The following is a 22698-nucleotide window of genomic DNA, read 5'->3' as shown; positions in this document are numbered from 1 at the left end:
CCGTGCTCCATTGAAGGAGGCTGAAGCGGTTGGTCTACCCGGCAGGCGTCAGGACGGTGTCACCGCCAGCCGAAGCGGCGGTCCACCACCGCCGCGAACTCCTCCAGGGTCAGCACCTCGTCGCCGTTCTGGTCGGCCGCGTCGAACAGCGCGGAGGAGGCGTCCTCGTCTCCCAGGCCCCAGAACGGCAGGTCTCCCGACGCGGCCAGAGACGGCCCCTTCGTCCGCAGCGCGATGATCACCTCCGCGCGGGTCAGGGTCCCGTTCTCGTCGAGGTCGAGCGCCTCGAACAGCTTGCGGGCCTTGTCACTCATCGTGTCATCCTCGTTCCTGTCGTCGGCGGACGAGCCGACGCACCCCCGTCACCTGAGGAGGACGCCTGCGCGGGCCCTCGGGTTCCCTCCGCCGTAGTGTGTGGCTCATGGCCGGTGAGAGTGACCTGAGCACATTGCTGAGCGGAATCCGTCCGGAGCTGAATCCGGGCCGCTATGTCTTCACCACGGTCGAGGGGAGTGTGCCCGCGGGCGTCACCCCCGTCGCCACGGTCGCCGAACCGGAGGGCCTGACCCTCGTGGTGCGCCAGGAGGAGGCGGACGCGGCCGGGCTGGCGTACGACTATGTCGCCGGGTGGATCACCCTGCGTATCGTCTCCGCACTCGACGCCGTGGGCCTGACCGCGGCGTTCTCCCGGGAACTCGCCGAGGCCGGTCTGAGCTGCAACGTGGTGGCCGGCTACCACCACGACCACCTCTTCGTGCCGCACGAGCACGCCGACCGGGCCGTCGCCGCCCTGGAGGACCTGGCCCGGCGTTCGAGCTGAGGGAACCTGACCGGGGCGGCGCGGGGTCAACGACGAAGGCGGGTGCGGGCGATCAGCCACATCAGATACGGCGCGCCGACCGCCGCCGTGAGGACACCCACCGGCAGCTCGACCGGGGAGAACAGCCTGCGGGCCAGCAGGTCCGCGACGACGACGATCGCGGCGCCGGTCAGGGCGGAGCAGAGCAGCGGGATCTGCGCGGTACGGGTCAGCCGGTGGGCGATCTGCGGGGCGAGCAGCGCCACGAAGTCGACCGGGCCCGCCGCGCCGGTCGCCACCGACGCCAGCACCACGCCGAGCGCGGTGAGACCCAGCCGTACCGGGCCGAGCCGCACACCCAGCGCGGTCGCCGTACTGTCGTCGAGGGACACCATGCGCTGCGCGTACGCCGCCCACAGCAGCGCCGGGACCAGGGCCGCGAGGACCAGCGCGAGCGGCGCGGCCTGGTCGTAACCCCGGCCGTTGAGCGAACCCGTCAGCCACACCTTGGCCTGCTGGGCCACCAGATAGTCGCCCTTGGTGAGGAAGAGCCGGGTCAGCGAGCCGAGTGCGATCGAGACACCGATCCCGACGAGGACGAAGCGCGTGGCATGCAGCCCGCCCCGCCAGGCGAAGGCGTAGACGAGCGCGGCGGCCGCGAGCCCGCCCACGACCGAGACGTACGGCAGGAGGCTGTACGAGGTGACCCCGAAGGTCATCGCGGTCACCGTCGCCGCGCCCGCGCCGTGCGTGACGCCGATGACGTCCGGACTGGCGAGGGAGTTGCGGGCGACGGTCTGGACCAGCGCGCCGGAGGCCCCGAACGCGGCGCCGACCAGCAGCCCCGTCACCAGCCGGGGGAGACGCAGCGTGCCGACGACCAGCTCGTCGGGGCTCGGCTGCCCGAGCAGGACGCGCACGACCTCCGTGGGGGAGACGTACGACTCGCCGACGCACAGGGAGACCACGACCGTCGCCGCGAGCAGGGCGGCCAGCAGGACCGCCACGGCACATGCCCGGCGGTGCAGCAGGAAGCTGCCGTCCCGCACGCGGACGACGGTGTAGCCGGACGGGCGAAGACGCCGTGGTGCCGGGGCGGTCCGCTCCAGGGGCTGGGTCATGCCGGCACCGTCGCCTTCCTCCGTACCAGCGCGACCAGGAACGGCACGCCGAGCAGCGCGGTCATCACGGCCACCGGCACTTCCGAGGGCGCGAAGAGGACCCGGCCGAGCACGTCCGACACCAGGATCACCACGGGACCCAGCAGCGCGGACAGGGTGAGCACCCACCGGTGGCCGGCCCCCACCAGCGCCCGCGCGATGTGCGGAACGGCCAGGCCGGTGAACGCGATCGGACCGGCGACCGCGACGGCGACCCCGGTCAGCACGGTCGCGGCGAGCGCGCCGACGGCCCGCAGCAGCGCGACCCGGTGACCGAGCCCCCTGGCCACGTCGTCGCCGAGAGCCAGCGCGTCCAGACCCCGCGCCACGACAGCGACCAGCAACAGCCCCACCAGGACGAACGGCCAGGTCTGCGTGACTACTTCGCCGTCCCGGCCGGCGATCGAGCCGACGTCCCAGAACCGGAACTCGTCCAGGGCACGGGCGTCGGTCGTGACGATCGCGGAGACCACGGAGGCGATGAACGCGTTCATCGCGGCCCCGGCCAGCGCCAGTTTGACCGGCGAGGCGCCGCCGCGACCGCTGCCCGCCACCGCGTAGGCGGCCACGGCCGCGAGCCCCGCCCCGGCGAACGCGAACCAGACGTAGCCGGCGGGCGAGTGCACCCCGAGGAACGCGATGGCGCACACGACCCCCAGCGAGGCGCCCTGGCTGACGCCGAGGACGCCGGGCTCGGCGATCGGGTTGCGGGTGATGCCCTGCATGACCACCCCGGCGACCGCTAGGGCGAGTCCGACCAGCACGCCAATGACCGTGCGGGGAACGCGCAGCGCGCGCACGACCTGCGCGTCGTCGCCGTCGCCGCCGTGCAGCAGGGCGTCGAACACCTGGGCCGGGGGAATCTGCCGGCTGCCGAGGGCGAGGCTCAGCAGGACGGCGAGGAGCAGCAGGAGCACGCCCGCGACCGTCCAGGCGACACGGCGCCGGGTGGCACGGGACATGCGGTTCCTTCTGCTGTTTCGCTTGCTGCTGTTTCGCTTGCTTGCCGGTTCTCTTGCCTGCTTACGCGCGGGCCTATTTGGTGAGGTACTTCTCCAGGTCCCCGAGGACCTCGTCGGCCGCGGTGACGCCCAGACCCAGGTACCAGGTCTCGTCCGGAACGTCGTACGCGTGCCCGGCCTTGACCGCCTTCAGGTTCTTCCACAGCGGGTTGCCCTGCGCGCGGGACTTGTCGGTGGCCTTCGCGTCGCCGTACACGCCGGTGAAGATGTAGTCGGCGTCGGCCTGGTCGATGTTCTCGGCGCTGACCTCGGCGGCCAGGTCCTCGATGTCCTGGTTCTTCGGGCGCGGGATGCCGGCGTCCTTGAGGATGGTGCCGATGAACGAGGCGTTCGCGTACAGCCGGATCACTCCGTCCGGCAGGTAACGCACCATCGACACGGTCGGCTTGTCCGCGCCGAGCTTGGCGTCGAGTGCGTCGACCTTCTTGTCGTACGCGGCGAGCTTCGCCTTGGCCTCGGCGGTCTTGTCCAGGGCCGCGGCGTTGAGGAGGTAGTTCTCCTTCCACGTGAAGCCCGGGCGGATGGAGAAGACCGTGGGTGCGATCTGCGACAGCTCGTCGTACTTGTCCGCGGCACGCAGCTGGCTGCCGAGGATCAGGTCCGGCTTGAGGCCGGCGATCGCCTCCAGGTTGAGGTTGTTGATGGTGCCGACGTTCTCCGGGGTGCCGGCGTCCTTCTTCAGATACGAAGGCAGTTCGGGCGAGCCCTCGGTGGGGGCGAGACCGACCGGCTCGATGCCGAGCGAGACGACGTTGTCGAGCTCGCCGACGTCCAGGACCACGACACGCTTGGGCTGGGACTTCAGGACGGTCTCGCCCATGGCGTGCTCGATGGTGCGCGGCCACTGGCCCGGCTTGGCATCCGTGCCCATCTCCGCGGTCTTCTTCGCGGCGGACGCGAAGTCCTTGCCGCCCTTGGCCACGTCCTTCTTGCCGCCCGCTCCGGCCGCGGAACCCGCGTTGTCCGCGCCGTCGTCGGAGCTGCCGCAGGCCGCGAGGGACAGTGCGGCGGCGACGGCAAGAGCGACAGCGGCAGTGCCGCGGCGCCGGTGAAGCATGACAGGCTCCCTTGGGGTGCACAGTGGTCAACCGTTAGGCCAGCCTCACCTTATCCAGAGCCTCTCCCTGCCTCGTACACGGGGTCTGTGTGGTTCCTGTCACGGCCCTGTGGGCGGACATACGGCTGCCTCGGCGCCCTGACCTGCCAGGACGCCGAGGAGGTGGGCATACGTCAGGCCGACGAGCAGGCCGAGTCGTTGAGCGTGAAGGCCACGGGGGTCGGGTTCGTGCTGCCCTTCGTGGCCGTGAAGCCCAGGGTGACCGAGCCCGCCGGGGCGATCGTCGCCGTGTAGGACGCGGAGGCGACGCTCACGTCGGCGCCGCTCTGCGTCGCGGTGCCGCCCCACAGGTTGCTGACGCGCTGACCGTCCGGGAAGGTCCAGCGCAGCGTCCAGCCGTTGATCGCCGTGCTGCCGGTGTTACGGACGGCGATCTCGCCCTGGAAGCCGCCGGGCCACTCGTTCGTCACCCGATAGGTGACCCCGCACGAAGCCGACGATCCACCCGGCGACGTGGTCACGGTCGCGGTGCCGGAGCGCTGCGAGCGGTTGCCGGCGGCGTCGCGCGCGTAGACCGCGAAGGTGTACGAGGTCTCCGGGGCGAGGCCGGTGACGGTGGCGGATGTGCCGGTCGTCGTGGTGGCCGCGGTCTCGGCCCCGCCGCCGACGCGGACCACGTCGTAGCCGGTGACGCCGTTCGCGTCGGTGGCGGCGGCCCAGTTCAGGGTGACGGACGAGGACGTCATGGCGAAGGCGGTCGGTGTCCCGGGCGCGGTCGGGGGAGTGGTGTCGCCGCCGGAGGAGGAATAGACGTCGGCCTCCTCGGACGTGGCGGCGATGCCGTTCGCGCCGTGGAAGATGCGCCGGCCCCAGGAGCTGAGCCGCGTCGGGTCGAAGTCGGTCGACAGGTCGAGGACCGGGTCGGTGTTGCCGCTCCAGGACCAGGCCAGGTAACCGAGTCGGAGCTGCTGGGCGGCGGCCGTCATGGTGTCCTCGTCCGGGTCGCCGTACTGGTCGGGCGGGCCCCCGAACTCACCGATGAGGAGCGGCAGTCCGGCGTTGACGAAGGCGTTCAGATAGTCCGTGATCTCCCGCGCGGTGTCATAGACGCTGTACATGTGGATCGAGAAGATCAGGTTGCCGGTGGGGTCGGCGTCGTAGACGGACTGGGCGTTGGCGCGCATGACGCCCTGCCAGTCCTGGCCCCAGTTGGGCGCGTCCACCATGATCGTGTGGGCGAAACCGGCGTCGCGCAGCTTCTTCACCGCCGCGATCGTGGGGTCGGTCCAGCCGGCGGGGTCGGTGTTGCCCCAGGGCTCGTTGCCGATGTTGACGATGACGTAGTCCTCTTCACCGGCGAGTACGTCCTTCAGGCCGATCCAGTAGTCGGCCGCGTGGTCGAGGGTCCCGGCCGCGGCCTCCTCCCCGTACCCGGTGGTGTCGTGCACCTCCAGCACGCAGATCAGCCGGTTGGCCTTGCACCGGGCGATGACGGCGGCCACGTCCTCCGCGCCGTTCTTGGTCCAGCGATGGCCGTCGGAGAGGACGACGCGAACGGTGTTGGCGCCGAGCGCCTTCACATCGGCCAGCGACTGGGTCTCGCCCGGGTACCAGGTGTGGGCGTGGTTGACGCCCCGCATCACGAAGTCGTTCCCGGACGCCTCCAGCAGGCGGCCGTTGTGGATGTGCAGCCCGGTGGCCGCCGCCTGGGCGGGCGTGGCGAGGGAGAGCAGGGAGACGAGCAGGCCCAGGACGGCGGCTACGACCGCGGCCATGCGCGGGGCGCTTCGTGAGGTGATGCCGGTGCTGGATCTCATGGCGGCTCCGTGGGTGAGAGAGGATGACGGTGCGTCAGGAGGACGCGGCGCGCGCCGTGCGTGTGACAGTCGCCGTCGGGGGTGCCGGCCGTCGCCGGGGTATCGGCGACGCATCCGAAGCTCGCGCTCGCGCCAGGGGGTGTTTTGAAGGTCCCGTGCGGTGCCCGCGCCCGCCGGGCGCCGCGGGCGCTGTGCGGGACTTTCAAAACACCCCCTAGGTGCGAACATGCCGTTCCATACGGCGTCGGCGTCGGCGACGGTCGCGGTGCCGTCGGCGCCGGTGCTGAGGGTGTCGTTCCGGACCTGAGTGAGGCGGGCCCCGTCCGCCGGTACGACCGCCGCGGTCCAGCCCGAGACGGAGGAGGCGGACGCGTACCGCGCATGGTGTTCCCTTCCCCGGTGAGGTGGGAGCGCTCCCATGGAACATCAAGCCATTGTTGTCATTGACGCGTCAAGAGGTGGGGGCAGGACTGAGATGCTGTCGGTCCGAGCACGGTCCGTTCGAGGAGGCGTCCATGTCCGAGCCGTCCGTCCTTGCCGCGCTGGTGTCCGCGTTGCGAGGTGGATCGATCGAAGTCGTCGACCTGACCTCGCCCCTGTCGTCCTCCACACCGGTGATCCAACTGCCGCCCCGGTTCGGGCAGAGCGCGGTCTTCGAGCTGGAGGAGATCAGCCGGTACGACGACCGGGGCCCTGCCTGGTACTGGAACAACTTCCGCAGCGGCGAGCACACCGGCACCCACTTCGACGCCCCGAACCACTGGGTCACCGGCAAGGACCTCACCGACGTGGCCTCGGTGCCGGCCAGGAAACTGATCGCCCCGGCGGCGGTGCTGGACTTCAGCGCCGAGGTCGCCAAGGATCCCGACTTCCTGGTCGAGGTCGACCACGTCAAGGCGTGGGAAGCGGAGAACGGCACCCTGCCCGACGGCGGTTGGCTGCTGCTGCGCACCGGCTGGGACGCCCGCTCGCACGATCAGCAGGCCTTCCTCAACGCCGACGACAACGGTCCGCACACCCCCGGTCTGTCCGCGGAGTGCGCCCGCTGGGTGGCAGAGGAGGCGCCGGTGATCGGTCTCGGCGTCGAGACGGTGGGCACGGACGCCGGGCGCGCGCACTCCTTCGAGCCCGCCTACCCCTGCCACTCCTACCTCATGGGCAGTGACAAGTACGGCCTGACACAGCTTCAGAACCTCGCCGAGCTGCCGCCGACCGGCTCCGTCGTCATCGCCGGACCACTGCCCATCGTCACCGGCTCCGGGGCCCCTGCCCGGGTGCTCGCGCTGGTGGAGCGGGGCCGCTCATGAAGGTCGCGGAAGCGGTCGGCCGGGCGCTGTGCGCGGCCGGGGTCGACCAGGTCTTCGGGGTGGTCGGATCGGGCAACTTCCACGTCACCAACGCGATGGTCGCGGCGGGGGCGCGGTTCGTCGCCACCCGCCATGAGGGCGGCGCGGCGACGATGGCCGACGCCTACGCCCGGACCAGCGGCACGGTCGCGGTGGTGAGCGTGCACCAGGGGCCCGGCCTGACGAACGCCATGACCGGGATCGCGGAGGCGGCCAAGAGCCGTACGCCGCTCGTCGTGCTCGCGGCCGAGGTGACCGAGCCCAGGTCCAACTTCCACGTCGACCAAGAGGCGTTGGCCCGTGCCGTGGGCGCGGTTCCGGTGCGGATCACGTCGGCGGAGGGAGCCGTCCAGCAGGCGTGTGCGGCGGTCGGACTGGCGGTGCGAGAGCGGCGTACGGTGCTGCTCAACCTCCCGCTGCCGGTGCAGGCGCTGGACGTGCCCGACGGCGCCCTGGAGCAGGCGGCGCCACCGCGGCGGCGGGACGCGGTCGAACCGGACGCCGACGAGGTGGCCGCGCTGTCCCGGTTGCTCGGGCAGGCCCGACGGCCCGTCTTCGTGGCCGGCCGCGGAGCGCGCGGGACGGGCTGCCGCGAGGCCCTGGAGACGCTGGCCGAGCACTACGGCGCCCTGCTCGCGACCTCGGCCGTCGCCCGCGGGCTCTTCCACGGCAACCCGTGGTCCCTCGACATCTCCGGCGGCTTCGCCTCGCCCCTCGCCTCCGAACTGATCCAGGGCGCGGACCTGATCGTCGGCTGGGGCTGCGCCCTCAACATGTGGACCATGCGGCACGGCCATCTGATCGGCGCCGACGCCACCGTCGTACAGGTCGACGACGACCCGTCCGCGCTCGGCGCCCACCGGCCGGTGCACCTCGGTGTCACCGGCGACGTCCGGCTCACCGCACGACGGGCGTCCGAGGTGGGTGGCGAGCGGCGGCAGGGCTACCGGACAGCGCGGATCGGTGAGGCCCTCGTGGCTCGCCTGCGCCTGCGTGACGTGCCGTACGAGGACACGAGCACACGGGAGCGGATCGACCCGAGGACCCTGAGCATCGCGCTCGACGACATCCTGCCCGCGGAGCGGGTGGTCGGCGTGGACTCCGGGAACTTCATGGGCTATCCGAGCGCGTATCTGTCGGTGCCGGACGAGCAGGGCTTCTGCTTCACGCAGGCGTTCCAGTCGATCGGGCTGGGGCTCGCGACCACGATCGGCGCCGCGCTGGCCCGGCCGGACCGGCTGCCCGTCGCGGCGCTCGGCGACGGCGGCGCGCTGATGAGCGCCGTGGAGCTGGACACCGTACGACGGCTCGGGCTGCCCATGGTGGTCGTCGTGTACGACGACGAGGCCTACGGCGCCGAGGTGCACCACTTCGGTCCCGACGGGCACCCGCTCGACACGGTGCGGTTCCCGCCGACGGACATCGCCGCCGTGGGGCGGGGTCATGGCTTCGAGGCGGTGACCGTGCGGACGCCGGCCGACCTGAAGGCCGTGGCGGACTGGGTCGCCGGGCCGCGGTCCGCGCCGTTGCTCATCGACGCCAAGGTCGTCGCCGATCACGGGTCCTGGTGGTTGGAGGAGGCGTTCCGCGGCCACTGAGCAGGCGAGGAAGGGGGGAAAGCCGAACGCCGACCCGGCTGTCGGCACCGCATTGCCGGCAGACGGGTCGGCGTTGGCCGGGCGGGATCAGACCGCCGGCGCCGGGAAGGTCGGGTACTCCACCCCGGAGACGTGCTGGACGACGCGGATGACCTGGCAGGAGTAGCCGAACTCGTTGTCGTACCAGAGGTAGAGGATCGCGTTGTCGCCTTCCACCTTCAGCGCGCCGGCGTCGACGATCGAGGCGTGACGCGAGCCGATGAAGTCGCTCGAGACCGCGTCGGGCGCCGTGATGAAGTCGATCTGGCGGCGCAGCGGCGAGGTCAGCGACACGTCGCGCAGGTGGTCGAGGACCTCCTCGCGGCTGGTCTCGCGGGCCAGCTGGAGGTTGAGGATCGCGATGGAGACGTCCGGGACCGGGACGCGGATGGAGCTGCCGGTGATCCTCGCCTTGAGGTCCGGGAGCGCCTTGGCGACGGCCGAGGCGGCGCCGGTCTCGGTGATGACCATGTTCAGCGGCGCGCTACGGCCGCGGCGCTCGGACTTGTGGTAGTTGTCCAGCAGGTTCTGGTCGTTGGTGAACGAGTGGACGGTCTCCACGTGGCCGCGCAGGACGCCGTACTCGTCGTCCATCGCCTTCAGCGGGGGGACTATGGCGTTGGTGGTGCAGGACGCGCAGGACAGGATCTGCTCGTCCGGCTTGAGGGTGTCGTGGTTGACGCCGTGCACGATGTTGGGGACGTCGCCCTTGCCCGGCGCGGTCAGGACGACCTTGTCGATGCCGGGACGCAGGTGCGTGGACAGGCCCTCGCGGTCGCGCCACTTGCCGGTGTTGTCGATCAGGATGGCGTTCTTGATGCCGTACGCCGTGTAGTCGACCTCGCTCGGGTCGCCCGCGTAGATCACCTTGATCGCGTTGCCGTTGGCGTTGATCGTGCTGTTGGCCTCGTCGACCGTGATCGTGCCCTGGAACTGGCCGTGGATGGAGTCGCGGCGCAGCAGCGAGGCGCGCTTGACGATGTCCTGCTCGCCGCCGCCGCGCACGACGATGGCGCGCAGCCGCAGGCCGTTGCCGGAGCCGGACTTCTCGATCAGCAGACGGGCCACGAGACGGCCGATGCGGCCGAAGCCGTAGAGGACGACGTCACGTCCCTCGCCACCCTCGATCTTGTTGGCGCCGGTGGCCCCGGCGACGGCCTCGGCGGTGAACGCCTCGACGGAAAGGCCGCGGTCGTCGCTCTTGTACGTCGCGGCCAGCATGCCGATGTCGATCTGCGACGGGCCGAGGTCCAGCGCGGTGAGCGCCTGGAGGAACGGCAGCGTCTCGGTGACCGAGAGCTCCTCACCCGCGATCTGCCGGGCGAACCGGTGCGTCTTCAGGATGCTGACCACCGACTTGTTCACCAGGGAGCGGCTGTGGAGAAGGACGGTGACGTCCCGCTCCCGGTGCAGCTTCCCGATGAGCGGGATCATCGACTCCGCGATCTCCTCGCGGATCTTCCAGTTGGTGAACGAGTCGTCGTTGACAGTCACGGGCCTATCTTTCGAGCTAGGTGGCGCTCATATGCTAACCATGCGGTGCGACGGGTGTTCACAGGGGGGTCACACGTAGGGCGAGATGACCGGTATTGAGAGTGTTTGCTTTAAATGTGGATTGGGGGAGTGAACGGTGGAGCTGGAGCTGCGCCATCTGCGCGTGCTGTGTGCCGTCGCCGACGCGGGGAGCGTGGGGCGCGCCGCTGCGGACCTCGGGTACACGCAGCCCGCCGTGAGCACCCAACTCCGGCGCATCGAAGGGCACTTCGGCGAGCCGCTCTTCGAGCGCGGACCGGCCGGGGTGCGGCCCACCCCGTACGGCGTCGAGGTCGTCACCCAGGCCCGTGACGTCCTGGCCCGTGCCGCCGCGATCGGACGCCGCCAGGCTCCCGGCTCGAGGCCGGCGCGTCGGACCCTGCGGGTGGCGGCGACGAACTCGCCGATGCTCGTGGGCATGATGTCGGGGGCCCGCGCCCGGCTTCCGGAGGTCTCGCTCGCGGTGAGCAGCGTGTACGCCTCCTCACGGATCGTCGAACTGCTGGAGGAGGGCACGGTGGACGCGGCCATCGCCGCGGACTACCCGGGGCGGGAGCTGGAGCACTCGGACGCGGTGGACCACCGGGGGATCGTCACCGAACCGAACTTCGTCGCCCTGTCGTCCCGCCACCCGCTCGCGCGCCGCGCTCAGGTCCCCCTCGCCGAACTGGCCGATGAGGCCTGGTTCCTGACGCCGGACGACGGGGCCGGATGGCCCGGCGTCTTCTACGCGGCCTGTGCGGCGGCCGGCTTCACGCCGTCGGCGGTGCACGAGTTCCTGGGCGACCGGCTGGAGTTGCAGGGGATGATCGCCGACGGCCTCGGTGTGGCCGTCGTCCAGGCGACGACGCGGCCGATCCCGCAGGTCGTCGTCAAACCGCTGATCGGTACGCCGCTGTGGTGCCGTTATGTGCTGGCCTGGCGGCGCGACACGGTGACCGAGGAGACGGCCGAGACGCTGCTGCATTCCGCCACCGTCGCCTACCGCCAACTCGCCGCGCGATCCCCGCACTTGAGGAACTGGGCGGAACGCACCTGGAGCGTGCCCAAGACGTAGGCGACGCCCGGGCGTTATGGCTCCGCGGCGCAATGTGCTATGTCACACGCCATTGTTGGGGGAGCCGGGCGTTGAGACAGTGCCTCACACGCCTCAGCACCCCAACCGAGGCGCATCCATCCGTGGAGGACACCAGATGCGCTACCGCTCCGTGCTGCCCGGACGCGTGGCCGCCGCGCTCGCCGTATGCGTCACCGTCTCCGGACTGCTGTCGACGCCCGCGCTCGCGAGACCATCGGCCGAGTCCGGCCCGACCACCACGGCGTCCGCCAAGACGCCCCCACCACCGACCGGCCCGACCACCGACACCCCCTCCGTCGTACGGGACCGGCCGCGCACCCCGGCCACCCTGCCGCCCCTGACACCGACGCGCCCGCCCACCCGTCCGCACGCGGGGGCCGCCCCGAAGGCGGCCCCGTGCAGTCCGTCCGACTTCGGCAGCAGAACCGGCGCCGCACTCGTGGCCTTCGTCAAGGCCTCGACGACGGACTGCGTCAACAGCCTGTTCGCGGTCACCGGCACGGACGCCCGCGCCGTCTTCCGTGAGTCCCAAATGGTCACCGTGGCCCAGGCGTTCACCCGCACGGCACAGCGCTACACCGGCGACAACTCGTCCCGTGTCTGGCAGCTCGTGCTCTTCCTGCGAGCCGGCTACTACGTGCAGTTCAACCACCCGGACGACGTGGGCCCGTACGGCACATCACTGTCCCGGAACACCACACGCGGCCTGGACACCTTCTTCGCCCGCCCGCGCTCCAGGGACGTCACCGCGGCCAACGGCGACGTGCTGAGCGAGGTCGTCGTCCTCACCGACAGCGCCGACCAGCAGGCCCGGTATCTGACGGTCTACCGGCGGATACTGACCGGATACAACAGCTCGTACGACGCCATCCGCAGCATGCTGGCGGCCGTCAACGCCGTCTACACCCCGCTGTGGCGCGGCAACTGGAACGCGGCCTACGTCAGAGCCGTCGCCGCCGACCCGTCCGTCGTCCGGACCCTCCACCGGTTCGCGCTCGACCACCTGGACCTCCTCGCCACGGACCGGGCCTACCTGGCGTCCAACGCCGGGATGAACCTGGCCCGTTACGTCGAACACCCCGCCCTGCGGACCACCGTCCGGCCCCTGACCAAGAACCTGCTGGACGCCTCCCGCATCACCGGTCCCACGGCCGGCCTGTGGGTGGCCGTGGCGACGCAGGCCGAGTACTACGACCGCGCCAACTGCTCCTACTACGGCGTCTGCGACCTGACGGGCCAGCTGACGCGCGCGGCCCTGCCGATCACCCACGCCTGCGACGCCACCCGCACCCTTCGGGCCCAGTCGCTCACCTCGTCCGACCTCGCCGCGGCGTGCGCCAGCCTGCTGGGCCAGGACGCGTACGCCCACGACCTCGTCAAGGACGACGGACCCATCCCGGGCCAGTACCTGTCGACCCTCGACCTCGCCGTCTTCGCCAGCGCCCAGGACTACCGGACGTACGCCGGAGCGATCTTCGGCATCAGCACGGACAACGGCGGCATGACCGTGATCGACGACCCGACGGACCCCGCCAACAAGCCCTTCGCGGTCATGTACCAGAAGAGCCAGGACACCGGGCACGCCGCCAGGATCTGGAACCTCAACCACGAGTACATGCACTACCTCGACGCCGTCCACAACATGAAGGGCGACTTCGCCCAGCAGACATCGGTGCCGGACGTGTGGTGGATCGAGGGCGTGGCCGAGTACGTCTCCTACGGCTACCGCCGTATCACCAACGACCAGGCGGTCACGGAGGCGGGCAAGCACACGTACAAGCTGAGCACCCTCTTCCAGAACACGTACGCCAACAGCGACGTGACCCGCACCTACCCGTGGGGATACCTCGCCGTCCGCTACATGGTCGAGAAGCACCCGGCCGACATCGACCGCATGCTCGCCCGCTTCCGCGTCGGCGACTACGCGGGCGGCCACGCGGTCTACGCCACAGACATCGGCACCCGCTACGACGCCGACTTCGACCAGTGGCTGACGGAGTGCGCCGCCGGTGCCTGCGCGGCGGCGCCGGCCGTCAGTCGAGTGTCGTCTCGGGGATCTGCACGTTGATCATCTCTCCGGAGCGCGGGTCGACTGTCAGCCCCCGGCCCGGCCTGCGGGTGCGCAGCTGAGCCTGGGTCAGGCGCACGCCCAGGATGTCGCCCTCCATCACGCTCTGGGGGTCGAGGAGCATGCCCCGGCGGTGCCGCTTGAGGGCACTGAGCCAGCCCATGGCACCCGCCATCGTCTCCCCGGTGACACCGGCGACCACGCCGATGCCGCGATCCCGGCCGGACTCGACCAGAGCGCGCAGGTCCTGGTCGATCGCCGGCATGATCAGCAGGTCGGCGTCGTCGACGAGCACCACGCGGGGCTCGCCGCCGCTGCCCAGTGCGGCGGCGAAGTCCTGTGCGGTGGGGGACGGCGCGGTGAGCAGGCGCACGCCCGGATGACCGTTCAGCGCACGCAGCGGCGACTCCCGTGGCGTGAGGACGACGAGCCGGGTGCCGGAGGCGAGCAGGGAGACCGCCAGGCTAGCCAACGCGGTGCTGCGGCCGGAGCCGGGCGGCCCGGCGACCACGAACGTCGGCGAGGAGCCCGCGAAGTCCACCCCGACCGGTGCGACGTCGTCGCCGCCCAGCCCCAGCAGGCCCCACATGGGCCGGCGCAGCTCCTCGGCCACCTTCTCGTACGCCTCCGTGAACGCCACCTTCGCCGGCAGCGTGCCGATCCGCACGGGCCGGCGGGCGGCGGGCAGCCCGGCGTCGCGGCGGGTCGCCTCGGTGCCGATGGCACGCAGCGCCTCCGCCTGCTCCTGACCGGTCGCCCCGGGTGCGAGCAACGCCACCTGGATCTCGGTCCCGTCTGAGGTCCAGCCCTGTCCGGGCCTGATCACGTCGGGCAGGTCGCGGGAGCGCATCCCGACGGCGTGGTAGTCGCTGCGGTCGTTGAGCCGCAGCAGCAGTTTGTTGTCGTTGAGCGCGGTGGCCCGCCCGGCCAGCAGGGCCCGCTCGGACGTGGCCACGACATGCAGACCCGAGGCGGCGCCCTCCCTGAGCAGACGGTTCAACTGGTCCATCTGCCGACCGCCGTTGTGTTCGGCGACGAGGTCGACCATCGCGTCCCAGCCGTCGATGTACAGCAGCACGTGCGCCGGGCGGGAAGAGGCGGGGACGATCTCGCGGAGTTCCGAGAGGTTCGCCGCGTGATGCTGGGTCAGCAGCTCCTGGCGGCGGTGCAGTTCGGCGTCGAGTCGGGTGAGCAGTCGCTCCAGCCGCTCGGTGTCGCCGCGCGGTACGACCGCGCCGCAGTGCGGCAGCACGCCCAGGGCCGACAGCGCGCCGCCCGCGAAATCGATGCCGTACAGATGCACGTCCGCGGCGGTGTGGGCGCGGGCCAGCGCCCCGGCCATGGTCCGCAGCACCTGCGACCGGCCGGAGCGCGGGATGCCGATGACATACAGGTGGCCGAAGGTGGCGAGGTCCAGCAGCACCGGCTCCTGCGCCTGGGCGCCGGGCAGGTCCGACAGTGCCCAGGGCACCGGAGCCAGACGGGCGTCGCCGGTCGGCTCGGGCTGCGGCAGGTCGTCGACCAGCACGCAGTGGCCGAGCGGGGGCAGCCACGGGCTGGGCTGCGGGGCGCACTCGGTGAGTTCCGCCGCCTCGCGCAACGCGTCGACCAGCGCGTTGAGGTCGGTGGGGGAGCCGTCGTCCACGGCGGAGACGGTGGGCTCGGCTTCGAGGCTCGGCATTCCGACGGCGCGGCCGAGGCGCTGCCACGGCAGTTCGGTACCCGAGATCCGGGGAGCCCCGGCCTCGGTCGCCCGCTGCGGCTGCCGAGCCGGCTCCGCTCCCGGCCGGACGGCCCCGGAGTACGCGGTCTGGAACGGTACGACCGTGCCGTGCCCGAGGCGGGCCAGAGCCCGGCCGGGGGTGCTCGGGGAGATGCTGACGGCGTCCTTGGTGTCGATGACGTCCTGGCTCTCGGCGGCGTCGGTCACCCGCAGGGCGATCCGCAGGTTGGTGTTGGCGCGGATGTCGGCGTTCACCACACCGGCCGGACGCTGGGTGGCCAGGATCAGATGGATGCCCAGGGACCGGCCGCGCTGGGCGATGCTCACCAGGCCCGGGATGAAGTCCGGGATCTCCCGGTAGAGGGTGGCGAACTCGTCGATGACGATGACGAGCCGGGGTACGGGCAGGAGTTCGGGGTCCCGGCGGCGCATGGTCTGGTACTCGGGCAGGTCCTTGGCCCCGACGGCCGCCAGGATGTGCTCGCGGCGCATCAGCTCGGCCGACAGCGAGGTCAGCGCCCGCTGGACGAGGTGGCTGTCGAGGTCGGTCACCATGCCGAGGGTGTGCGGCAGCCGCACACAGTCCTTGAAGGCGCTGCCACCCTTGTAGTCGACCAGGACGAAGGTCAGCTCGTCGGGCCGGTTGACGGCGGCGAGCGAGGCCACGAGGGTCTGGAGCAGTTCCGACTTGCCGGATCCCGTGGTGCCCGCGACGAGGCCGTGCGGTCCGTCCTTCACCAGGTCGAAGGCGGCCGGACCGTCGTAGCCCGCGCCGAGCAGCACCCCGGTGGACGCGGGGCGCCCGGCCCAGTGTGCCGCGACGGCCTCACCGCTCGGTTCCGGCAGGCCCAGCAGATCGAGCAGGCCGACCCGGTCGGGCAGACCCTCCGAGGCGTCGGGGGTGACGTCGTGGATCGGGGCGATGCCCCGCGCCAGGCGCTCGCACCAAGCCGGTTCGACGAGGTCCGGGCGGATGTCCGGGACGGCGGGCAGGCCGGTGCGGCGCAGGGTGAGCCGGTGGTTCTCGTACCGGACCACCGCGGTGCACTCCTCGGGCAGGAGCCGCTCCTCGTGGTCCAGGCAGAGCGGGAAGATCCGTACGGAAGGGCCTTCCTTGAGGATGGACACGACACCGGGGACGTCACGCAGACGCCGGGCGCCGTCCATCACGACCAGCACGTCCGGTTCGCTGAGCAGCGCCTTGCTCATGGTCGACTCCGCCGCCCGCTGCCGGGTGCGCAGGGTGGACACCAGCTCGGCGATCCGGTTGGCCACCGTCTCCGGGTCGTTGCCGATGAGGGCGACGGCGCCGCCGCGGGATCCGGGCAGACCGTCCCGGGAGTGCGGCAGCCAGCGGGCCCAGTCCCAGGACTCCTCGGACGACTTGTCGGTGAGGACGACGATCCGCAGGTCGCGCGGTGTGTGCAGGACGGCGGCCTGCGCGGTCATCCAGCGGGCCAGCGCCTGCACCGGGCCGGTCTCACCGGCCAGCCCGACCACGCCGCAGTGTGCGAGGTCGACGCTGACGGGCGCGTCCGGGATGGTCCAGTGCACGGAGGTGTGGTTGTCCTCGCGCGCCGTGTCGTCGATGCCGAGCAGGGACGGCTGGCTCGCGGTACCGATGCGCAGGGCCAGATGGTCGGGGTCGCCGCGCCGGCGCTCCCACAGCCGGCGGCCGGGGCCGACGCCGCACAGTCCGGCCATCGCCGGATCGGGCGCACTCTCGGTGCGCAGCCGCTGCTCGGTGACGACCTTCTGCCGGACGTCCTCCTCCAGCGAGGCCCGGCGCAGCCGGTAGGTGCGGGACTTCTCCTCGAAGTCCTTGCGGGCCGTGCGCCGCCCGCTGACGTGGTTCGCCGCCATCAGCATCGGCGACATGAACATGAAGAGCAGGTAGTAGTACGAATGCCAGATGAGCACCATGGCGAGGCCCATGAACATGGGGGCGAACGCCACCAGGAACGGGATGGGCCTGCGGCTGGGCGGCTCGGGCGGTCCGGGGAGGCGGAAGCGCTCCGGTTCTAGGTGCGGCAGGATGCGCGGCGGCCGGTTGTAGTCCAGTCCTCCGCCGCCCTCGGACGGCACCACCGCGGCGTCCCGCTGCGTCGGCTCGGTCAGCCGCAGCAGGTGCTCGCCGAGGGCGAGTTCACCGCCGAGCGGCCAGGGCTCCCAGCCGTCGGGGAGGGCGGCGGTCTCGGTGACCTCCTCCTCTTCCGACTCGCCCTCCGCGTCCTCCTCGTCCTGCTCCGCGAGGGGAAGCAGGTCGACGTCCGGCCTGCCCCGGTGCTCCGGCGGCTCCGGGACGGACAGACGCGCGTCGGCGTCCTGCGGCAGCTCGACGATGGCGGATCCGTCCGGGCGTACGGAGATCCGTATGCCCTCGGACGGAAGGCCACGGCCCTGAAGTGGTACGGCGGAGCCCTCCAGCGGGCCGATGCCGTGGGTGCCGACGCCGAGCGCGTACACCCGTCCCGCGTCCGGACCGCCCACGACCTGGAGTTCCACCACCGGCGAGTGGTCCACCCGCTGAGGTTGCGGCATGGCGAGGCGCTGGGGTCCGTACTCCGCGCACGACCGGGGGACGGGCGAGCCGAGGCCGATGATGGTGCCATCCATCACGGGCGTTCCGGCCAAGGGAGCTCCGGGGGGCAGCGGGTCGTCGCCCAGGTAGCAGACGGGCGCCTGATCCGGCGTCGATGCCGGGTCGTCGGCGCGCAGCCGGGCCAGGTGCTCGGCGATGTCGCGCACCGGGGTGGCGGCATCGGCGCTCAGCACGACGTCCTGACGGCTTGCGGGATCGCCGTCGACGACGGTGGTGATGAGGAGTTTCATGTCTCCCCTTCAGGGGTGGTTCGCGGGCGAGCAAGGGGCAGCGGTGCCGGACTACGGACTACGGACTACGGACTACGGCCGAGCCTGGCGGGCGGGTCACTCCCCGCCGGTGGACGAGGCCTCGGCGGAAAGGGGCCGGGAGGTGGCCGGTTCGGACAGGAGGTCGGAACCGGTGACGGTCCGGGCCGGAGCGGTGGCCGGGTACCTGGATTCCTCGACGAGCTCGGACAGTTCGGACTTGGCGGGCAGCCCGGCCGTCTCGGGTGCCTGCTGCTCCGGTTCCGTACGCGGCTCGACGGCCGACTCGATCGGCCACTGCCGCGCCGGTGCTCGGCGTGCGCGCCGCCGGTCCGCCCGGACGGCCGCGGCGACGGCCCTGACCAGCGGGGCCGAGTCCGCGTACAGGTCGAGTTCCGGGGCTGTCACCCGGCCGCGGCCGCTGACGCGCAGCGCCCAGCTGTGCCCGGCCGCCGGGCCGTCGGCGAGGCAGACGACGGTGCCGGCGGCGGCGAGCGCGCTCAGCCGCCGGGACTGTGCCCGGGTGGGGGAGGCGCAGACCACGACCGTGATCGTGGAGGCGACGGCTTCCTCCATGGTCGTCGGGGAGGGCGTGTCCTCCAGCCGCCGCAGCACGGAGTCGAGCGGCTCCCCGTGGTAGTGCGGGTGGACGCCGTCCGCCACGGTGACCGAGGCTCCGCTGCCCGGCCGGTCCAGCTGCGCGGCCAGTGCCTGGAGCAGGCGGAACCGGGTGGCGGCATCGCCCTCGACGGTGATCATCCGGGGCCCGGCGGCCAGGTCGAGGTGCACGCACAGGTCGTCCGCCATGCCGACGGCGACCGTCAGCGGCCGCACCCGGGCGCCGGCGCGGGGGGCGGCGTCCGGCAACGACTCCTCGTCGTCCAGGCTCAGACACCAGGACTGCCCGCCGAGCCCGTCGGCGACCTCCCACGGGGCGGGCGGGTCGGGCAGCCCGCGGGCCGCGATCTGGACGGCGGCCCAGCCGGGCTCCGTCCGCAGACCGTAGGCGAAGGCTCCGGGCACATCGCCGAGCGCCGCTGCGGCCGCGTCCAGCAGCCGGCGTACGAGCAGGCCGGACCGGGGGTCGCACAGGTGGCGGGAGAGCGCCCGTACCCCGCGGCGGTGTCGCCGGAAGGCGCGCAGCGGCTCACCGAACGCCCGCCTGGTCAGGGCGAGTTCGCGGGCGACGCCGCGACGGAACCGCCGCCAGCCGCCCCGCTTGCGCACCACGTGCCGCAGCAGCAGGAACAGCAGCAGGAGTACGGCGACGATGACGATCACCGTCGTCACCAAGGACGAGTCGGGCTTGGCCAGCGAGATCAGGTGGCCCTGGGCCGGTATCCGGGTCATGCGGCCACCAGCGCACCCTCGGGATGGCGGCGGCGCAGCTCCCGTATCGCGTGATGGGTGCGGGACTTGACCGTGCCCGGCGGGATGGACAGGGCGTCCGCGGCATCCGGGCCGGTCCAGCCCAGCACGTAGACGTAGAAGAGCACCTCGCGGTGCGGCAGGGACAGGCGGGAGAGGGCGTGCACGAGGAAGCGGCGGTGCACCACCTGGCCGATCGGGTCGACGGGCTCGGCGTGCGTCTCCAGCAGCTCCTGGTGGTACTCGGGGCGGGTCTGCTCGCGTCGCGTCCAGTCCACCACCAGGTTGTGCGCCACGCGGAACAGCCAGGTCCGGCAGGGCGACCAGTCCGGCGGCTGGTCCGCGCTGCTCAGCCAGGCGCGCAGCAGGGTCTCCTGGACGAAGTCCTCGGCGCGCTGCCGGTCGCCGCCCATCAGGCGGGACACGTAGCGCAACAGGGGCCCGTGGTGCCGTTCGTAGAGCTCACGGAAGGACGCGTCGCATGTGGGAGCGCTCCCGCCGCGTCTGTGTGAGTTCTCGGCGTCGTTACAGGTGGCGGACGTACTCATGTGGTGCCTCCCCCAGGGCCGGCGTCCGTGTCGTGGGCCGGTCCGTTCGGGCGCCGCGGGTGCGGCGAGTGCTGAGCGGAGTGAATACGGGAGTTCAGGTGACACCGCCACCACAAGCGGAAGCGGGAACTCCCTTTAGTGCGGCGAGTCTATGGGTGTTGGCGCGAGCTTCAACCCCCTTTAGGTGAACGTGACGTTTGACCTACGGATACGACCAGGGCGAATGGGTGCTATGCCCCATTCGCCCTGGTTCGATCTCACTTGTTGAGCATCACTTGGGCATGCTGCTGGCGATCTGGCTGTCCAGGTCCTGCACGGATTTGGCGATCTGCTGGAACTGCTTGGCGAACTCGGTGATGTTGTTCACCGCCTGGGTCACCGACGTGTTGAAGTTCGCGTAGGACTCGCTCAGCCTGGGGCTGGTCTGCGCCAGTTTCAGGCCGTCGCCGAGCAGCGTCTCGACCTCCCGCTGGAGCTCCGACAGCTGGGGGACCAGTGTGGAGTTGACGGCGTTGTTGAGCTTCGCGGCTGTCGAGTTGACCTGCTCGTCGTCGACGTGGGTCTGGGCCATGGGGGCCTCTTTCTGTTGCGGTGCGCCCGGTCGCGACCGGATGTGCACGTGGGTGATGGAACTTCCGGGCCCGCGGATGCGGGCCCTGGGGACCCTGCGGGCGCCGGGGGGGGGTGGGCGCCCGCAGGGAGCTCAGGGGGTGGGCCGGAGGCTGTCCGGCCCTGGCCGGGAGATCAGCGCCAGTTCTCGCCGATCATTCCCAGAGGAGGTTCGTCGCCGTAGCGCTCGTGCTGGGTGATGGAGTCCTTCAGGTACCAGTCGCCGTACCGGTTCTTCTGCCAGATCTCCTGGATCTCGTTGTTGTCGTCGGCGACGTAGCGCATCTGGTCCGTGGTGATGACGTGCAGGCCGGAGCCGTCCGGGTTCGTGTAGTCGGTACGCGTGGCGTTGTCGGGCAGGTTGGTCGTATTCCCCGGTGAGAAGGCGCCGTCGGCCGGTTTCCCGGTCGCGTCGACCATCGGTTTGTCCACGGTCAGGTAGGCGGGCGGCCGCTCCTCCAGGTACACCATCGGCGGGGGGTCCTCCTTCGAGTCCGGATCCGGTTTGGCCTCCACCTGTAGCGTCCAGTCGCCGTCGGGTGCCTTGGTCCAGATCTGGAGGGTGTGGCCGTCTCCGTCGAGGACGTACCGCTTCATGAACCCCTTGCCGTAGAACTCGTCGTTCGCGTCCTCGTAGACCTTGGTGACGCTGCCGTCGGAGCGCTGGGTGGTCGTCACGGAGTCGCCCTCGCCTGAGAGCGATCGGTGTGTCTCGGTGTACGTCAGCCCGTTCTTGTTGGTGATCGTCGTCGTCGTCTCGACCGGGTTGCCGTGCTTGTCGACCTCGATCTCACCGTCGGCGTTCCGCTTGTACTCGATCTTCGTGTGGCCGTTGGCGTCGTCCTGCTCGTAGGTGGTGGGCTCGGGGGGCGGTGGGGTCAGCGGGTCGGATCCGTCGTCCGTGAACGTCCAGCCGAGGTGTTTCTCCCGCTCTTCCCGCTGCTCGGCGTATCTCTTCTCCACGCCGTCGTACACGTCCTTGGCCCGCTGCTGCCGCAGTTCCTCGTCCTTGTCGAGCTGCTTCTGCGCCTCTTCGGTCGCGGCCTGGTCCTTCCACAGAGCCTGCTGCTCTTTGTCCAGCTGATCCCATGCGGGATTGAAGGCGTCATATTCCCTGCTCAGGGCGTCCTTATCCCGGTTCAGCCCGTTCTGCTCCTTCTCCTGCTTGCCTTCCAGGGCCTGCTGCGCGGCGTTCTGTTCGTCCCAGAGGTCCTGCTGTTTGCGCTGAAGCTCCGCCACCCGTTCACGGGAAGGGTTCTGCTCCTTGGCGAGCGCGTCCCATTCCTTGTCCAGGGCGTTCTGCTTCGCAGTGAAGTCAGCCTCCAGTGCCGCACGCTCGGCCTTCTGTCGCCGCCACAGCTCCTGTTGCCGCTCGGTGAGTTCCTCCTGCCGCTGCCGCAAGGGCTCCTGCCGCTTCTGGAGCTCCTCCTGCCGCTTGTTGAGGCCCTCCTGGCGTGTCGCCTGGGCGTCCCGCTCCTTCTCCAGAGCCGCCCGCCTCCGCTCCAACTCCTGCCGCTGCCGCTCCAGGGGTCGCTGCTTGAGCTGGTGCCGCCACGCCAGGTTCTCGGCATCGGCCCGTTTGTGTGCGGCGTCCCACCGCTGCTTGTAGGCCTCGTTCTCCGCCTTGGCGTTGTTCCGCTCATAGGCCGCCGCCATCGTCGCGGCGTTGGCCGCCATCCCCGCGTCGTGGTCGTAGAAGGCCTTGCCGAGCTCGTCGAGGAGGTTGCCGAGGTCCGTCATGGCCTGCCAGCCCTCGCCGAACGCCTTCTGCCAGGCGATGGTGAAGTTCTTCAGTACCTCGGCTGTGTCCGGGCGGGGCCCGATGTCACCGGCGTCGAAACTGTGCTTCAGCGCCGCGGGGACATCCATTTCATCCCGGAGATGCCAGATCTGGCGGGCGAGGGCGTACATCAGATCGTAGTCGACCGAAACACGGCGGGCGGGGGGGACAGGGATTTTCGCGCTGCCGAACATGTTATCGCCCATGTAATTCCGCCCTTCCGGTGTGTGGTGCCATCGTGTCCGCCCTGTAGACGCAGAGACGGACCCGAAAGGTTCAAAAGAATTTCGCCCGGAACCTTAC

Annotated in this window: 16 protein-coding genes; 5 read left to right on the top strand and 11 right to left on the bottom strand. The window is 71.1% G+C overall.

Annotated elements, in window-relative coordinates:
- Positions 1-59 precede the first annotated feature (59 nt).
- Positions 60-314, bottom strand: a complete 255-nt coding sequence (locus tag KUM44_RS02800; protein ID WP_217205986.1) for an EF-hand domain-containing protein — start codon at positions 312-314, stop codon at positions 60-62.
- Positions 315-421: 107 nt separating this feature from the next.
- Here KUM44_RS02800 and KUM44_RS02795 point away from each other — a divergent pair, with 107 nt between their 5' ends.
- Positions 422-820, top strand: a complete 399-nt coding sequence (locus KUM44_RS02795) for an ACT domain-containing protein (protein WP_217205985.1) — start codon at positions 422-424, stop codon at positions 818-820.
- A gap of 26 nt (positions 821-846) precedes the next feature.
- Here the strand turns inward: KUM44_RS02795 and KUM44_RS02790 are convergent, their stop codons facing one another.
- The 4 genes from KUM44_RS02790 to KUM44_RS02775 all read right to left on the bottom strand — a co-directional run bounded on the left by KUM44_RS02790 (position 847) and on the right by KUM44_RS02775 (position 5813).
- Positions 847-1920, bottom strand: a complete 1074-nt coding sequence (locus KUM44_RS02790; protein ID WP_217205984.1) for an iron chelate uptake ABC transporter family permease subunit — start codon at positions 1918-1920, stop codon at positions 847-849.
- A complete protein-coding gene (locus tag KUM44_RS02785; protein ID WP_217205982.1) occupies positions 1917-2921 on the bottom strand; it encodes an iron ABC transporter permease in 1005 nt (334 codons plus the stop codon). The genes KUM44_RS02790 and KUM44_RS02785 overlap by 4 nt, the downstream gene beginning before the upstream one ends.
- Positions 2922-2994: 73 nt before the next feature.
- Positions 2995-4038 (bottom strand): ABC transporter substrate-binding protein, encoded by a 1044-nt coding sequence (locus tag KUM44_RS02780; protein ID WP_217205980.1) that lies wholly within the window; start codon positions 4036-4038, stop codon positions 2995-2997.
- 173 nt (positions 4039-4211) lie between these two features.
- Positions 4212-5813, bottom strand: a complete 1602-nt coding sequence (locus KUM44_RS02775) for a cellulase family glycosylhydrolase (RefSeq protein WP_217206056.1) — start codon at positions 5811-5813, stop codon at positions 4212-4214.
- A 557-nt stretch (positions 5814-6370) separates the two neighbouring features.
- Between KUM44_RS02775 and KUM44_RS02770 the strand changes: the two genes are divergently transcribed.
- On the top strand, positions 6371-7162 hold the full coding sequence (locus KUM44_RS02770) for a cyclase family protein (protein ID WP_217205978.1): 792 nt from the start codon (positions 6371-6373) through the stop codon (positions 7160-7162).
- Positions 7159-8799 (top strand): thiamine pyrophosphate-binding protein, encoded by a 1641-nt coding sequence (locus tag KUM44_RS02765; RefSeq protein WP_217205977.1) that lies wholly within the window; start codon positions 7159-7161, stop codon positions 8797-8799. Before KUM44_RS02770 ends, KUM44_RS02765 begins: the two co-directional genes overlap by 4 nt.
- Before the next feature lie 87 nt (positions 8800-8886).
- On the opposite strand, the gene KUM44_RS02760 is transcribed toward KUM44_RS02765, so the two are convergent.
- A complete protein-coding gene (locus tag KUM44_RS02760; RefSeq protein ID WP_217205976.1) occupies positions 8887-10332 on the bottom strand; it encodes a glyceraldehyde-3-phosphate dehydrogenase in 1446 nt (481 codons plus the stop codon).
- A 136-nt stretch (positions 10333-10468) separates the two neighbouring features.
- Here KUM44_RS02760 and KUM44_RS02755 point away from each other — a divergent pair, with 136 nt between their 5' ends.
- Positions 10469-11428, top strand: a complete 960-nt coding sequence (locus KUM44_RS02755) for a LysR family transcriptional regulator (RefSeq protein WP_217205975.1) — start codon at positions 10469-10471, stop codon at positions 11426-11428.
- Positions 11429-11564: 136 nt separating this feature from the next.
- A complete protein-coding gene (locus KUM44_RS02750; protein WP_217205974.1) occupies positions 11565-13517 on the top strand; it encodes a collagenase in 1953 nt (650 codons plus the stop codon).
- Here KUM44_RS02750 and KUM44_RS02745 read toward each other — a convergent pair.
- The 5 genes from KUM44_RS02745 to KUM44_RS02725 all read right to left on the bottom strand — a co-directional run bounded on the left by KUM44_RS02745 (position 13483) and on the right by KUM44_RS02725 (position 22601).
- Positions 13483-18072, bottom strand: coding sequence for an FtsK/SpoIIIE domain-containing protein (locus KUM44_RS02745; RefSeq protein WP_217205973.1), 4590 nt, complete (start codon positions 18070-18072; stop codon positions 13483-13485). The two genes, KUM44_RS02750 and KUM44_RS02745, sit on opposite strands and share 35 nt — an antisense overlap.
- A 96-nt stretch (positions 18073-18168) precedes the next feature.
- On the bottom strand, positions 18169-19440 hold the full coding sequence (locus KUM44_RS02740; protein WP_217205971.1) for a hypothetical protein: 1272 nt from the start codon (positions 19438-19440) through the stop codon (positions 18169-18171).
- The gene (locus KUM44_RS02735; RefSeq protein ID WP_217205970.1) at positions 19437-20006 is read right to left on the bottom strand and encodes a sigma-70 family RNA polymerase sigma factor; all 570 of its coding nucleotides are present in this window, start codon (positions 20004-20006) and stop codon (positions 19437-19439) included. The genes KUM44_RS02740 and KUM44_RS02735 overlap by 4 nt, the downstream gene beginning before the upstream one ends.
- 271 nt (positions 20007-20277) lie before the next feature.
- Entirely contained in the window at positions 20278-20577 is a 300-nt protein-coding gene (locus tag KUM44_RS02730; RefSeq protein WP_217205969.1) for a hypothetical protein, read from the bottom strand.
- Positions 20578-20750: 173 nt separating this feature from the next.
- Positions 20751-22601 carry a hypothetical protein gene (locus KUM44_RS02725; protein ID WP_217205968.1) on the bottom strand — a complete coding sequence of 617 codons (1851 nt, stop codon included), beginning with the start codon at positions 22599-22601 and terminating at the stop codon, positions 20751-20753.
- Positions 22602-22698 lie beyond the last annotated feature (97 nt).

It is taken from the genome of Streptomyces sp. AC550_RSS872 (assembly GCF_019049285.1).
Lineage (GTDB): Bacteria > Actinomycetota > Actinomycetes > Streptomycetales > Streptomycetaceae > Streptomyces.
This window is presented reverse-complemented; position numbering and strand designations above follow the sequence as displayed.